The sequence below is a fragment of the Citrobacter sedlakii genome, assembly GCF_018128425.1.
Classification (GTDB): Bacteria; Pseudomonadota; Gammaproteobacteria; order Enterobacterales; family Enterobacteriaceae; genus Citrobacter_A; species Citrobacter_A sedlakii.
The window spans coordinates 2864000-2878262 of the sequence record NZ_CP071070.1 but is presented as its reverse complement, the minus strand read 5'-3'; the positions used below and the strand labels follow the sequence as shown (position 1 = coordinate 2878262).

Here is a 14263-nt window from a genome sequence, read left to right as displayed (position 1 = left end):
AGCGTCGCATTCATATTCAAATAATAACGTTAATTTTTGCACTTTTACTGTGAGCAAGCAGAGTGAGCCATTATGAAAACTAAGATCCCCGATGCCGTTATGGCAGCTGAGGTGAGTCGTCGTGGTTTAGTAAAAACGACGGCCATAGGCGGTCTGGCAATGGCCAGCAGCGCGTTTACCCTGCCATTTACCCGAATCGCTAACGCCGCCGAAGCCATCAGCCCGGCGCAGGCCAGCGAAAAAGTTATCTGGAGCGCGTGTACCGTGAACTGCGGCAGCCGTTGCCCGCTGCGTATGCATGTGGTGGATGGCGAAATCAAATACGTTGAAACAGACAATACCGGCGATGATCGCTACGATGGTCTGCATCAGGTAAGGGCGTGCCTGCGTGGGCGTTCAATGCGTCGTCGCGTTTATAATCCGGATCGTCTTAAGTATCCAATGAAGCGCGTTGGCAAACGCGGTGAAGGAAAGTTTGAACGCATCAGTTGGGATGAAGCCTACGACATCATCGCCAGCAATATGCAGCGGCTGATCAAAGAGTACGGTAACGAATCCATCTATCTGAACTACGGTACCGGGACGTTGGGCGGCACGTTAACCCGTTCATGGCCGCCAGGGAAAACGCTGGTCGCGCGTTTGATGAACTGCTGTGGCGGCTACCTCAACCACTACGGCGATTACTCTTCAGCCCAGATAGCCGCCGGTCTGAACTACACCTATGGCGGGTGGGCCGACGGAAACAGCCCATCCGACATTGAAAACAGTAAACTGGTTGTACTGTTTGGCAATAACCCAGGTGAAACGCGCATGAGCGGCGGTGGGGTAACCTACTACCTTGAGCAGGCGCGACAGAAGTCTAACGCCCGGATGATTATCATCGATCCGCGTTACACCGATACCGGCGCGGGCCGCGAAGATGAGTGGATCCCGATTCGTCCGGGAACCGATGCGGCGCTGGTGAATGCGCTGGCGTATGTTCTGATTACCGAAAACATGGTCGATCAGCCGTTCCTCGACAAATACTGCGTGGGCTACGATGAAAAAACGCTGCCCGCCAGCGCGCCGAAAAACGGTCATTACAAAGCCTATATTCTGGGGGAAGGTCAAAGACGGCATAGCCAAAACGCCTGAATGGGCGGCGCAGATCACCGGCATTCCGGCAGACCGCATCGTCAAACTGGCGCGTGAAATCGGCAGCGCGAAACCCGCGTACATCTGCCAGGGCTGGGGACCGCAGCGTCACGCGAACGGTGAAATCGCGACCCGTGCGATCTCGATGCTGGCGATCCTGACCGGTAACGTGGGTATTAACGGCGGCAACAGCGGCGCGCGTGAAGGCTCTTACTCGCTGCCTTTTGAGCGTATGCCGACGCTGGAAAACCCGGTTGAAACCAGTATCTCGATGTTTATGTGGACGGATGCCATTGAGCGCGGCCCGGAAATGACCGCGCTGCGTGACGGTGTGCGTGGCAAAGATAAACTCGACGTGCCGATTAAAATGATCTGGAACTATGCAGGTAACTGCCTGATCAACCAGCATTCAGAAATCAACCGCACCCATGAAATCCTGCAGGACGACAAGAAGTGCGAAATGATTGTCGTCATTGACTGCCATATGACCTCATCGGCGAAATATGCCGATATTCTGCTGCCGGACTGCACCGCCTCTGAGCAGATGGACTTCGCGCTGGATGCCTCCTGCGGCAACATGTCCTACGTTATCTTCGCTGACCAGGCCATCAAGCCGCGTTTTGAGTGCAAGACCATCTACCAGATGACCAGCGAGCTGGCGAAGCGTCTGGGCGTGGAGGCGCAGTTCACCGAGGGGCGCACGCAGGAAGAGTGGATGCGTCATCTGTACGAGCAGTCGCGTAAAGCGATTCCCGATCTGCCGACCTTTGAAGCGTTCCGCAAGCAGGGCATCTTTAAACAGCGCGATCCGCAAGGGCATCACGTGGCGTATAAAGCCTTCCGTGAAGACCCGCAGGCGAACCCGCTGACCACCCCGTCGGGCAAAATCGAAATCTACTCGCAGGAACTGGCCGAGATAGCTGCGACCTGGGAATTGCCGGAAGGGGACGTGATCGATCCATTACCGATCTACACCCCGGGCTTTGAGAATTACAACGATCCGCTGACGAAAGACTATCCGTTACAGCTGACGGGCTTCCACTATAAGTCTCGCGTCCACTCCACCTATGGCAACGTTGAGGTGCTTAAAGCGGCCTGCCGCCAGGAAATGTGGATCAACCCGCTTGATGCTCAGAAGCGCGGTATCAGCAATGGCGATAAGGTGCGTATTTTCAACGGTCGAGGCGAGCTGCACATTGAGGCGAAAGTCACGCCGCGCATGATGCCGGGCGTCGTCGCGTTAGGGGAAGGGGCGTGGTACGACCCGGATGCAAAACGCATCGATCAGGGCGGTTGTATCAACGTGCTGACCACCCAGCGTCCGTCTCCTCTTGCTAAGGGGAACCCGTCACATACGAACCTTGTTCAGGTTGAGAAGGTGTAAGGAGTAGCCGATGACAACCCAGTATGGATTTTTTATTGATTCCAGCCGTTGCACCGGTTGCAAAACCTGCGAACTGGCCTGTAAAGATTATAAAGACTTAACCCCGGACGTCAGCTTCCGTCGCATCTACGAGTATGCAGGCGGCGACTGGCAGGAGGATAACGGCGTCTGGCACCAGAACGTCTTTGCCTACTATTTGTCCATTTCGTGTAACCATTGTGAAGACCCGGCCTGTACCAAGGTGTGCCCAAGCGGGGCGATGCATAAACGGGAAGACGGTTTTGTGGTGGTCGATGAAGATGTGTGCATTGGCTGCCGCTACTGCCATATGGCTTGCCCGTACGGCGCGCCACAATACAATGCCGCCAAAGGTCATATGACCAAATGCGACGGCTGCCATGACCGTGTGGCGGAAGGCAAAAAACCGATCTGTGTGGAATCCTGTCCGCTGCGCGCGCTGGACTTCGGTCCGATTGATGAACTGCGTAAAAAACACGGCGATCTGGCCGCTGTCGCTCCGCTGCCGGGGGCGCATTTCACTAAACCTAATATTGTAATCAAACCTAACGCCAACAGCCGCCCGACGGGAGACACCACGGGTTATCTGGCCAATCCGAAGGAGGTGTAAGATGGGAAGTGGATGGCATGAATGGCCGCTAATGATCTTCACGGTCTTCGGGCAGTGTGTAGTCGGTGGCTTTATCGTTCTGGCGCTGGCGCTGATCAAAGGCGACCTGCGCGCAGAGACGCAGCAGCGGGTGATCCGCTGTATGTTTGCGTTATGGGTACTGATGGGGATTGGTTTTATCGCCTCCATGCTGCACCTCGGCTCGCCGATGCGCGCGTTTAATTCGCTGAATCGCGTAGGGTCGTCGGCGCTGAGTAATGAAATCGCCAGCGGCTCTGTTTTCTTTGCGATTGGCGGTATCGGCTGGCTGCTGGCCGTGATGAAAAAGCTCTCTCCGGCGTTACGTACAGTGTGGCTGATCGTCACCATGATTCTGGGCGTGATATTTGTCTGGATGATGGTTCGCGTTTATAACAGCATCGATACCGTACCGACCTGGTACAGCCTCTGGACGCCGATGGGCTTCTTCCTGACGCTGTTTTTGGGGGGGCCGCTGCTCGGTTATCTGCTGCTGCGTGGCTGACGTCGATGGCTGGGCGATGCGTCTGCTGCCTGCGGTTTCACTGCTGGCGCTGGTTGTGAGCGCGGTTATGTCGGTGATGCAAGGCGCCGAGCTGGCGACTATCCATAGCTCCATTCAACAGGCGTCGGCGCTGGTACCGGATTACGGTTCGCTGATGGCCTGGCGCATAGTTGTTCTCACCGTGGCGCTCTGCTGCTGGATTGTGCCGCAGTTGAAAGGCTACCAGCCGGCGGTACCGCTGCTTTCGGTAGCATTTGTTCTGCTGTTGGTCGGTGAACTGATTGGCCGCGGCGTGTTCTACGGTCTGCATATGACCGTGGGCGTAGCGGTAGCCAGTTAACGTACAGGGAATTACCGGATGGCGACAACGCCATCCGGCTCTCTCACCAAACCGGGGCGTTGACCCCGGTTTTCTATTTCTGCTTCGTCAGGGTATCGTAGCTGGTCATCAGGTTACGGTAATCCGGAATATGATTTGAGAACAGCGTCGCCAGCCCCTCAATGTCATTGCGCCAGTCGCGATGAAGCTCACAGGCGACGCCAAACCATGTCATTAACTGCGCGCCAGCCTGCGACATTCGATCCCACGCCGACAGGCGGGTAATGTCATTGAACGTGCCCGAGGCATCGGTCACCACAAAAACGTCAAACCCTTCCTCAATAGCCGAAAGCGCCGGGAACGCCACGCAAACCTCAGTGACTACACCGGCAATGATCAACTGTTTTTTCCCTGTCGCCTTCACGGCGTTGACAAAGTCTTCGTTATCCCAGGCGTTGATATTGCCGGGACGCGCAATGTAGGGGGCGTCCGGAAACTGCGCCTTCAGTTCGGGGACCAGCGGCCCGTTTGGACCCGTTTCAAAACTGGTTGTCAGGATAGTCGGCAGCTTGAAATATTTGGCTAAATCACCGAGGGCGAGAACGTTATTCTTGAATTTATCGGGATCGATATCCCTGACCAGTGAGAGCAATCCGGCCTGGTGATCGACCAGAAGAACCGCAGCATCATTTTTATCGAGACGAACATAAGGTTTAGCCATTTCTTCTCCTTGAGAGAGTCAGCGAAACACCCGAAACCAACGGGGTGCGGGAGGTTCACTCAAAGCATAGAACGGAAAAAAAATTGTTGGTGGGACTATGAGATTTTTCGACCAAACGACGCGGCGCCTTTTAGCGATAAATCAATAAAAACAGCCACCTGAGTGGGACGCTGTGGTAAGAATACATTTTCTCAATCAATAAATTGAATCGAACCATAAAAAGGGCCGTCAGGCCGCGGTTTCAGCCGATTGACAATGTTTTTGTTGGTGGCATGATGCGCGTGAAATTTGAACTTCCTCACGGTTTATACTCATGTCCACCTATACCCGGCCCGTCATGCTTTTGCTGTCTGGCCTGCTTTTGTTGACCCTGGCGATCGCGGTGCTGAACACGCTCGTCCCGCTCTGGCTCGCTCAGGAAAACCTGCCGACCTGGCAGGTGGGCATTATCAGTTCGTCTTATTTCACCGGGAATCTGGTGGGTACGTTACTGACGGGCTATTTAATTAAACATCTCGGGTTTAACCGTAGCTATTACCTTGCTTCGCTGATTTTTGCCGCTGGCTGTGTGGGGCTTGGGGTAATGGTCGGATTCTGGAGCTGGCTGGCCTGGCGCTTCGTGGCGGGCGTGGGCTGCGCCATGATCTGGGTGGTGGTGGAAAGTGCGCTGATGTGCAGCGGCACCTCACGCAATCGTGGTCGCCTGCTGGCGGCTTATATGATGGTTTACTACGTGGGGACATTCCTCGGTCAACTGTTGGTCAGCAAAGTGTCCACGGAGCTGATGAATGTGTTGCCGTGGGTAACGGGTATGGTACTGGCGGCGATTTTACCGCTGCTCTTCACGCGTATTCTGAATCAACAGTCGGAAGAACACAGCGCCACGCCTGTGACGTCGATGCTCAGGCTGCGTCAGGCGCGTCTGGGGGTGAATGGTTGTATTATCTCCGGAATTGTTCTCGGCTCCCTGTACGGTCTGATGCCGTTGTATTTGAATCACCAGGGGATCAGCAACGCCAGCATCGGTTTCTGGATGGCGGTGCTGGTTAGCGCCGGGATCCTGGGACAGTGGCCAATCGGACGTCTGGCCGATAAGTTTGGTCGCCTGTTGGTTCTGCGCGTTCAGGTCTTCGTGGTGATCCTCGGCAGTATCGCGATGCTCAGCCAGGCCGCGATGGCCCCCGCGTTGTTTATTCTGGGGGCGGCCGGTTTTACCCTCTATCCGGTGGCGATGGCATGGGCATGTGAAAAAGTGGAACAGCATCAGCTTGTGGCGATGAACCAGGCATTGCTGTTGAGCTACACCGTGGGCAGCCTGTTAGGGCCCTCCTTCACCGCGATGTTAATGCAGAATTATTCCGATAATCTGCTGTTTATTATGATTGCCAGCGTCTCGTTTATTTATTTACTGATGCTGCTGCGTAATGCCGGGCACACGCCGAACCCGGTGGCTCACGTTTAATGACGCAGTGATCGCCAGCGGACTTGCTCTGCTGGCGGTCGTTCAGACCGAACCGAGCACAGTGCGCAGCTGCGCCGAACAGGTGATATGAGTCAACTGCTGCAGACGCTCTGCTTCCTCAAGCCAGCAGACCAGTTGCTGAATCTTTTCGATATGACGGGTACTGTCGACGGCAGCCAGCACGACGACCAACCGCACATCGGGGTAACCCGGAAAACACACCGCCTCTTTTACACACAGCAGCGACAGATGCGTTTCATTACTGATTACGCCCTCTTCCGGACGTGCATGGGGCAGGGCAAACTCGGGTGTTAACAGGTACCACGGGCCTTGCTTTTCGGTTTCACGAACGATCGCCTGCGCATAATTAGCTGTCACCAGTCCCTGCTGCTCCAGCGGTGAGCAGGCGAGCATAATGGCCTGTTGCCAGCTGTGGCAACGTACATAAAACTGGCTGGCTACAAAGAGGGGATGCTTCATCGTTAACTCCTTATTCCGCGATGTCGGATGACGACCTTATGACTTCAGGCTGCGCCATCCGACTCGCGAGCTTCCTTAACGCAGTACCTGATACAGCGCCGATGCTGAAATTCCGTACTTCTCTTTTAGCTGGCGACTGTTACCTGACTCCGTGAACGTGTCCCGCGTACCGAGTCGGCTTAAGCGCGTGGGTATGCCTTCCTCAGCCAGCACTTCTGCAACTTGTCCCCCCAGTCCACCCGTTATGCTGTGGTTTTCGATGGTTGCGATGTGCGGACACTCCGCGGTCAGTTGCAGAAAGCGTTCGCGGTTAAAAGGTTTCAGCGTGGCGACATGGATCAGTTTGCCTCGCTTACCCGCTGCGCATAACTGTGCGTAACCTTCACTTGCCTGTTCCAGAACGGTGCCTTCGTAGAGGATCGCAAAATCGTTGCCGGAATCTTCTACAGCGGCTATGTCAGTGATGCGGGGGACGCGAGATTTATCACGGACAGGCATAGGTTCACGCGCGACGCGGATATAAACGGGACCGTGGATCGTAGCCGCTTGTTCAAACGCTGCCTCAATTTCCTCGGCATCACCCGGCGTCAGAATGGTTATCCCCGGCAGTACCCGCGTCAGCGCCAGGTCTTCCAACGCATGATGCGAAGCGCCGTCAGGCCCATCATCCATGCCGGGATGACTACCAACCAGCTTGATATTGGCGTTGGCATAGCAGGCCTGGCGTAACTGTGTCCAGGCGGTACCGGTGACAAACATCGCAAAATTAACGTAGAACGGAATATTTCCTTCCAGGGCCTGACCGGTAGCAAAACTCATGGCGGAGCCTTCAGCAATGCCCATTTCGAAAAACGCGTCGGGGAAGACCTGCTGAAACTGGTCGGTTCGGGTTGAACTCGCAAGGTCGCTGTCGATAACGACAACGGGATAGCCTTTTGCTTTCAGGGCAAGCAGGGCGTTGCCAATCTCGTCGCGGGGTGCTTTCATGACCGTAACTCCTCCATTGCCTGTTGGTATTGTTCTGCCGTCGGGGTTTTAGAGTGCCAGCCCCCGTTGTTTTCCATATAGCTCACGCCGAAGCCTTTAATGGTATGGGCGATGATGGCGACCGGTTTGCCTTTCAAATGACGTGAGAGCAGAAATGTGTCGGCGACCTGATGCATATCGTTGCCATTCTGCAGCTCCAGTACGTGCCAGCCAAACGTGCGAATTTTATCGGCAAGAGGCTCCAGGTTGATCACCTGATTCACCGGATCGTGTGAAGAGAAACCGTTGTAGTCAATGACGGCGACCAGATTATCCATCCGCATATGGGCAGCCTGTTGTAGGGATTCCCAGATCTGGCCTTCGTGCATCTCGCCATCGCCGAGAATGGCGAAGACGCGATGCGGATCCTGGCGGCGTTTTTTTGCCGCAGCCATTCCCAGCGCCACCGACAGGCCCTGACCCAGCAGACCGGTAGTGGCATCGACGTCCGGCAGCGACTTCACGCTTGGATGGCCCTGAAGACGTGAGTTGATCTGGCGAAAGGTGGCAAACTCAGTGCGGGCGATTTTTCCCAACTGATACAACATGACGTACTGGGCTGCAACGGCATGGCCTTTACTCATTACCACCCTTGCCCGGGGCGTAATATTCAGGTCAATCTCCTGATGATAAAGCCAGGTCAGAATGTCGATAATGGAAAGCGCGCCGCCAGGGTGGCCAATGCCGGATTCATAAATCATGGTCACAATATCGCGACGTGCGGCGCGGGCATGGGACTTCAGTTCATCAATAGTCATATTCACTCCTTATCAGGGCAGCATTTTGCCGATGTAATAGACCACCAGACCAAGCGCAACAAAGTCTGTTTCCGGGAAGCTGGTGCCTGAAAGCCCCACCGATTCCATGATGGGATAGATCAGTGCGGGGCCAATGCCGATGAGAATGCCGGTGATAAAACTGCCTGCCACGGCGCCTTTCCAGCCGCCAGAAGCATTGCCGAACACGGCAGCGGTCGCGCCAATAAAGAAGTAAGGGATCGCGACGGGAATGATCACCGTTTGCCCCACCAGCGCGAGAAGCCCCATCACGACGAGTCCCCCGACAAAAGAAGAGATAAAGCCAAGGACAGTGGCGGTGGGCGCGTAAGGGAACACGACCGGACAGTCGAGCGCCGGTTTCGCGTTGGGAATGAATTTTTCAGAGATCCCGAGAAATGCCGGCACGATTTCTGAGAGCAGCAGGCGAACCCCGGTAATGATGATGTACAGTGAAGCGGTAAACGTCAGCGACTGAAACAGGGGGTAAACCAGCCAGTGCATTCCGCCCGCGACGGCAGACACTGCGCTTTTACCGGCCGCCAGCGCCGCGATGTAATAGAAAATACTGACCGAAATTGAGACGGAGACAATATAGTCTTTAAAAATCCCCAGCCAGCCGGGAAGATTTAGCTTTTCGGTCGACTCTTTCGGATCGCCAACTTTCGAGCCGATCCAGCCCGAGGCGGCATAGGCCAGCGTAACGTAATGCCCCATTGCGATCTCATCATTGCCGGTGATTTTTCGCATCCAGGGCTGTGCAATCGCCGGGTAAATACAGGCGGCCAACCCCAGCAGCACCGACCCGACGATAATCGTAATGCCATCGCTATAGCCCAGCGCTTTCAACGTAACGGTCAGCAACGCTGAGAGGTACAGATTGTGCTGTCCGGTCAGAAAGATATATTTGAAGGGGGTCAGGCGGGCGAAAAGCAGGTTCCAGCCAAAACCAATCACCATAATCAGCGACACGCACATCGCAAACTTGGTTTGCGCCAGTCCGGTTAGCGCTTCTGCCAAAGGCATTACCCCTTTCAACCCAAAACCATCGCTGAACAACGTCTGGAAATTGCCCAAAGAGGTTACCGCCAGTCCGGCCCCACCAGCAAAAACCAGAAAGCCGACAATGGTTTTGAAGGTGCCAGACAGCACTTTTTCGATGGGTTTACGTTGGATTAACAGGCCGATTAATGCAATAAATCCAACTAAGAGTGGGGTTACACCTAAAATGTCGAATACAATAAACCTGAGGAGATCCATATTGCCTCCGAAAGAGGTTAGTTGCTCTGAATTACGCTGGTGAGCGCAGTTTCCATTTCTTCGCTATTCATCAAGTCGGTTATGCCGATTGCTTTGAATCCGGCAGCTTCGATTTCATCGGTGAGGTCGCGCATGGTGATAACAAAGTCAATGCCTTGCCAGGTGGCAAGTCCGGACAATACGTCATGTTCGAGTTCAATATCCCAGCCGTGTTTATCGATGATTTTTTGTGCTTTGATTTTGAGCATCAAAGAACTGCCCATGCCAGTGCGACAGACAATAAGACCCTTCATACGCTTTCTCCTGTTGTGTAAAAATAATTATTTTTCTTGATGATTTAGTGAAAAAAATTATTATCCATTCACCGCGTTGAAAGATGTGATTGTGTTTGCATTTTGAGCAAAAAGGCGAAAAATGAGTCAGATTGATACTAACTTGCTGATAAATATCAGAAATGAATCCTCGGGGCTGAGCCCGATTCTGGAAAAGGTGGGCCGTTTTGTAACGGAGAACCCCGATTTTGTGATGCGGCATACCATTACCGAGCTAGCGGATTCCATCGAAACCAGTGAGGGAAGTATCACCCGTTTTTGCCGCGCGTTCGGCTTTAAAGGCTTTTCCGACTTCCGAACGGCACTGGCGCTTGAGCAGGGGGCAACGCGTCCTGATGAACAGGGAAATGAGGAGATCGCGGCTGTGGTGTCGAGTATTCGCGACAGCCACGCCATCCTTAATCAACAAGAGCTGTTTGCTGCCGCTGCGTGGCTTAATACGGTAACCAATGTCGCGATTTACGCCGTTGGCGCTGCCGTACCCGTTGCGCTGTTTTTGCAAATGAACCTGATCAAAATGGGCAAAGCGGCGAGTTTCGTCGATCGTTTTTATCTCGCCACGTCATCCATTATGGTCGACCCGCAGAGTCAGGGGATTATTGTGGTTCATACCGGAGAGTCGTCAGCGGACATGATGCAAGCCCTGACGCTGGCGAAGCAGCAGAATGTGCGAATTCTTTCCCTAACCCGCGGCACGATAGCGCCGTTGAGTCGTCTTTCCGACTGGAATCTGCAGGCGGCGGTGGCGTTGAAAGGGGAAGGTGAGTACGGTTTTGCAGAAATAGCCGGTGCGATGCTTGTTGCAGACCGACTGCTCAATGCCCTGGAAGCGCAGGATGAACGCTATGCTGAGTGTCGCAAAGCGCATCAGAAAAGTATTTTCTCAATTGAAAGCGTGGCGAATAAACTTTCGCAATATTTTATGTCGTAGTCGGGGCGGGCGCGCCAGATGGCGCAGCGCTTATCGGGCCTACTGGCGTAGGCCCAAACGCGTCAATGAGTTAGTACATCACTTTATGACCGTACTGCTCCAGAATGCCTTTCACGCGTTCCATGGTCTCTTTTTTCGGCGGTTTTACGCCGTCCAGTTTGTACTCTTCACCCATCGCCACCCATTTGTGCTTGCCTAACTCATGATAGGGCAGCAGCTCGATTTTCTCGACGTTACCCATATCGCGGGTAAACTCGCCCAGGCGATGCGCGGAGTCGTCGTCGTCGGACCAGCCTGGCACCACAACGTAGCGGATCCAGACCTTAACCTCTTTTTTCGCCAGATACCGGGCAAACTCCAGCGTGCGGTGGTTTGATACGCCCACCAGGTTCTGGTGGATTTCGTCGTTCATCTGCTTAAGGTCGAGCATCACCAGATCGGTCACTTCCAGCAGCTCATCAATAACCGGATCGTAACGGCGGACAAAGCCGTTGGTGTCCAGGCAGGTATGAATGCCTTCTTTTTTACAGGCGCGGAACCAGTCGCGAACAAATTCCGCCTGCAGGATCGCTTCGCCGCCAGATGCCGTTACGCCGCCGCCAGAAGCATTCATAAAGTGGCGATAGGTCACCACCTCTTTCATCAGTTCTTCAACGGTAACTTCTTTACCGCCGTGGGTATCCCACGTATCGCGGTTATGGCAATACAGGCAGCGCATCAGGCAGCCCTGGAAGAAGGTAATAAAGCGAATGCCCGGGCCGTCAACGGTACCACAGGATTCAAAGGAGTGAATGCGACCAATAACTGACATTGCGGTGTTTCTCCAGATGTGGCCCATCCGGGGCCGTGTTGGCGCACAGCTCATGGGCTGTGTCGAGTCTGTTTTGGCAGATACCCAAAGTATAGATAGCTGACAAACCAGGCTGTGAGGCGGGCTATTTGCTAAAAAGGCCCCACTTACGTGGAGCCTTTATTCTACGCTTTTTCAGTCAGACAGGGAATTACATGGTCTGAGTGAAAGTACGGGTGATAACGTCCTGCTGCTGTTCTTTCGTCAGGGAGTTAAAACGTACTGCGTAACCTGATACACGAATGGTCAGCTGCGGATATTTTTCCGGATGTTCCATCGCGTCGAGCAGCATTTCACGGTTCATGACGTTCACGTTCAGGTGCTGACCACCTTCGATGGACGCTTCGTGATGGAAGTAACCATCCATCAGACCCGCCAGGTTAGTCTTACGAACTTCGTCGTCTTTACCCAGTGCGTTCGGTACGATAGAGAAGGTGTAAGAGATACCATCTTTCGCGTAAGCAAACGGCAGTTTAGCCACGGAGGTCAGAGAGGCAACCGCACCTTTCTGGTCACGACCGTGCATCGGGTTAGCACCTGGTCCGAACGGCGCGCCAGCACGACGACCGTCTGGGGTGTTACCGGTTTTCTTACCATACACAACGTTAGAGGTGATGGTCAGCACAGACTGAGTCGGGATAGCGTTACGGTAGGTAGTGAGTTTCTGAATTTTCTTCATGAAACGTTCTACCAGGTCAACCGCCATGTCATCAACGCGAGCGTCGTTGTTACCAAACTGCGGGTATTCGCCTTCGATTTCGAAGTCGATAGCCAGACCGTCTTCGTCACGAATCGGTTTCACTTTCGCATATTTGATAGCAGACAGGGAGTCAGCCGCAACGGACAGACCTGCGATACCGCATGCCATGGTGCGAACCACGTCACGGTCGTGCAGCGCCATCAGAGAGGCTTCGTAGCTGTACTTGTCGTGCATGTAGTGGATAACGTTCAGCGCGGTGACATACTGCTTAGCCAGCCAGTCCATGAAGTGATCCATACGGTCCATCACTTCGTCAAAGTTCAGAACATCGCCTTTGATCGGTTCAGATTTCGGACCCACCTGCATTTTCAGTTTTTCATCAACGCCGCCGTTGATTGCGTACAGCATGGTTTTCGCCAGGTTTGCACGCGCACCGAAGAACTGCATTTGTTTACCCACAACCATCGGGCTTACGCAGCATGCGATAGCATAGTCGTCGTTGTTGAAGTCCGGACGCATCAGGTCATCGTTCTCGTACTGCAGAGAAGAGGTGTCGATGGACACTTTAGCGGCGAATTTCTTGAAGTTCAGCGGCAGTTTTTCAGACCACAGAACGGTGATGTTCGGCTCCGGAGAAGGACCCATGGTGTACAGGGTATTCAGGAAGCGGAAGCTGTTTTTGGTAACCAGAGTACGGCCATCTACGCCCATACCACCGATAGATTCTGTTGCCCAGATCGGGTCGCCAGAGAACAGTTCATCATATTCCGGGGTACGCAGGAAGCGAACCATACGCAGTTTCATGACCAGGTGGTCAATCATTTCCTGAGCGTCTTGCTCGGTGATTTTGCCCGCTTTCAGGTCACGTTCAATGTACGCATCCAGGAAGGTGGAGACACGACCGAAGGACATTGCCGCGCCGTTCTGAGACTTAACGGCAGCCAGGTAGCCGAAGTAGGTCCACTGGATAGCTTCCTGAGCGTTGGTAGCCGGACCAGAGATATCGCAGCCGTATTTCGCCGCCATCTCTTTGATCTGACCCAGCGCGCGGTGCTGTTCAGCGATTTCTTCACGCAGACGAATCGTCGCTTCCAGGTTTACGCCATTCTCCAGGTCAGACTGCAGAGAGGTAAACTGCGCGAATTTATCTTTCATCAGGTAGTCGATACCGTACAGCGCAACGCGACGGTAGTCACCGATGATACGACCACGGCCATATGCGTCTGGCAGACCGGTCAGAACACCGGATTTACGGCAACGCAGGATGTCCGGAGTATAAACGTCGAACACGCCCTGGTTGTGCGTTTTACGGTATTCAGTGAAGATTTTTTTCAGCATCGGGTCCAGCTCGCGATTGTACGCTTTGCAGGAACCTTCAACCATTTTGATACCGCCGAACGGGATGATCGCACGTTTCAGCGGCGCTTCAGTCTGCAGACCAACGATTTTCTCAAGGGCTTTGTTAATGTAGCCAGCGTCGTGAGAAGTGATGGTAGAAGCAACAGAGGTGTCAAAGTCAACAGGCGCGTGAGTGCGGTTTTCCTGTTTAACGCCTTCCATTACGCTGTCCCACAGCGCTGTGGTGGCTTCAGTCGCGCCAGCCAGGAAGGACTCGTCACCCTCGTACGGAGTGTAGTTTTTCTGGATGAAGTCACGGACGTTTACTTCATTCTGCCAGTCACCTTTGGTAAAACCTTCCCAGGCTGTGGCTAACTTTTCATTAAGCTCGGACATGTA

General features: G+C 53.9%; 11 protein-coding genes and 2 pseudogenes. 5 read left to right on the top strand and 8 right to left on the bottom strand.

What is annotated here, in order from left to right; translation table 11 throughout:
- The first annotated feature begins 72 nt into the window (after positions 1–72).
- The 3 genes and pseudogenes from dmsA (at position 73) to JY391_RS13740 (ending at position 4009) form a co-directional block, all read left to right on the top strand.
- Positions 73–2518: pseudogene (gene dmsA / locus JY391_RS13750) on the top strand (dimethylsulfoxide reductase subunit A).
- A 10-nt stretch (positions 2519–2528) separates the two neighbouring features.
- The gene (gene dmsB, locus JY391_RS13745; RefSeq protein ID WP_181821597.1) at positions 2529–3146 is read left to right on the top strand and encodes a dimethylsulfoxide reductase iron-sulfur subunit DmsB; all 618 of its coding nucleotides are present in this window, start codon (positions 2529–2531) and stop codon (positions 3144–3146) included.
- Between the two features lies 1 nt (position 3147).
- A pseudogene (locus JY391_RS13740) lies at positions 3148–4009 on the top strand (dimethyl sulfoxide reductase anchor subunit family protein).
- Between the two features lie 73 nt (positions 4010–4082).
- On the opposite strand, the gene ycaC reads toward JY391_RS13740, so the two are convergent.
- Positions 4083–4709, bottom strand: coding sequence for an isochorismate family cysteine hydrolase YcaC (gene ycaC, locus JY391_RS13735; RefSeq protein WP_042288161.1), 627 nt, complete (start codon positions 4707–4709; stop codon positions 4083–4085).
- 313 nt (positions 4710–5022) lie between these two features.
- Between ycaC and JY391_RS13730 the strand changes: the two genes are divergently transcribed.
- Positions 5023–6171 carry an MFS transporter gene (locus JY391_RS13730; RefSeq protein WP_181821595.1) on the top strand — a complete coding sequence of 383 codons (1149 nt, stop codon included), beginning with the start codon at positions 5023–5025 and terminating at the stop codon, positions 6169–6171.
- Positions 6172–6213: 42 nt separating this feature from the next.
- On the opposite strand, the gene JY391_RS13725 is transcribed toward JY391_RS13730, so the two are convergent.
- From JY391_RS13725 to JY391_RS13705, 5 genes are all read right to left on the bottom strand, one after another.
- Complete coding sequence (locus JY391_RS13725) at positions 6214–6651, bottom strand: PTS sugar transporter subunit IIA (RefSeq protein ID WP_205611848.1); 438 nt, start codon at positions 6649–6651, stop codon at positions 6214–6216.
- A 75-nt stretch (positions 6652–6726) separates the two neighbouring features.
- Positions 6727–7638, bottom strand: coding sequence for a transketolase family protein (locus tag JY391_RS13720; RefSeq protein ID WP_211934469.1), 912 nt, complete (start codon positions 7636–7638; stop codon positions 6727–6729).
- On the bottom strand, positions 7635–8435 hold the full coding sequence (locus JY391_RS13715) for a transketolase (RefSeq protein WP_211934468.1): 801 nt from the start codon (positions 8433–8435) through the stop codon (positions 7635–7637). The genes JY391_RS13720 and JY391_RS13715 overlap by 4 nt, the downstream gene beginning before the upstream one ends.
- Before the next feature lie 12 nt (positions 8436–8447).
- Positions 8448–9713 (bottom strand): PTS ascorbate transporter subunit IIC, encoded by a 1266-nt coding sequence (ulaA, locus tag JY391_RS13710; protein WP_181821587.1) that lies wholly within the window; start codon positions 9711–9713, stop codon positions 8448–8450.
- Between the two features lie 17 nt (positions 9714–9730).
- Positions 9731–10006 (bottom strand): PTS sugar transporter subunit IIB, encoded by a 276-nt coding sequence (locus tag JY391_RS13705; RefSeq protein WP_181821585.1) that lies wholly within the window; start codon positions 10004–10006, stop codon positions 9731–9733.
- Positions 10007–10127: 121 nt separating this feature from the next.
- Here JY391_RS13705 and JY391_RS13700 point away from each other — a divergent pair, with 121 nt between their 5' ends.
- Positions 10128–10976, top strand: coding sequence for a MurR/RpiR family transcriptional regulator (locus JY391_RS13700; protein ID WP_181821583.1), 849 nt, complete (start codon positions 10128–10130; stop codon positions 10974–10976).
- A 70-nt stretch (positions 10977–11046) separates the two neighbouring features.
- Here JY391_RS13700 and pflA read toward each other — a convergent pair whose 3' ends face one another.
- Positions 11047–11787 carry a pyruvate formate lyase 1-activating protein gene (gene pflA / locus JY391_RS13695; protein WP_042288154.1) on the bottom strand — a complete coding sequence of 247 codons (741 nt, stop codon included), beginning with the start codon at positions 11785–11787 and terminating at the stop codon, positions 11047–11049.
- A gap of 190 nt (positions 11788–11977) precedes the next feature.
- Entirely contained in the window at positions 11978–14260 is a 2283-nt protein-coding gene (pflB, locus tag JY391_RS13690) for a formate C-acetyltransferase (protein WP_042288152.1), read from the bottom strand.
- Positions 14261–14263 lie beyond the last annotated feature (3 nt).

Coding starts and splice junctions, on each gene's coding strand:
- pflB (WP_042288152.1), bottom strand. CDS start 14,260: ATGTCCGAGCTTAATGAAAAGTTAGCCACAGCCTGGGAAGGTTTTACC.
- ulaA (WP_181821587.1), bottom strand. CDS start 9,713: ATGGATCTCCTCAGGTTTATTGTATTCGACATTTTAGGTGTAACCCCA.
- dmsB (WP_181821597.1), top strand. CDS start 2,529: ATGACAACCCAGTATGGATTTTTTATTGATTCCAGCCGTTGCACCGGT.
- JY391_RS13715 (WP_211934468.1), bottom strand. CDS start 8,435: ATGACTATTGATGAACTGAAGTCCCATGCCCGCGCCGCACGTCGCGAT.
- JY391_RS13720 (WP_211934469.1), bottom strand. CDS start 7,638: ATGAAAGCACCCCGCGACGAGATTGGCAACGCCCTGCTTGCCCTGAAA.
- JY391_RS13725 (WP_205611848.1), bottom strand. CDS start 6,651: ATGAAGCATCCCCTCTTTGTAGCCAGCCAGTTTTATGTACGTTGCCAC.
- JY391_RS13700 (WP_181821583.1), top strand. CDS start 10,128: ATGAGTCAGATTGATACTAACTTGCTGATAAATATCAGAAATGAATCC.
- ycaC (WP_042288161.1), bottom strand. CDS start 4,709: ATGGCTAAACCTTATGTTCGTCTCGATAAAAATGATGCTGCGGTTCTT.
- JY391_RS13730 (WP_181821595.1), top strand. CDS start 5,023: ATGTCCACCTATACCCGGCCCGTCATGCTTTTGCTGTCTGGCCTGCTT.
- JY391_RS13705 (WP_181821585.1), bottom strand. CDS start 10,006: ATGAAGGGTCTTATTGTCTGTCGCACTGGCATGGGCAGTTCTTTGATG.
- pflA (WP_042288154.1), bottom strand. CDS start 11,787: ATGTCAGTTATTGGTCGCATTCACTCCTTTGAATCCTGTGGTACCGTT.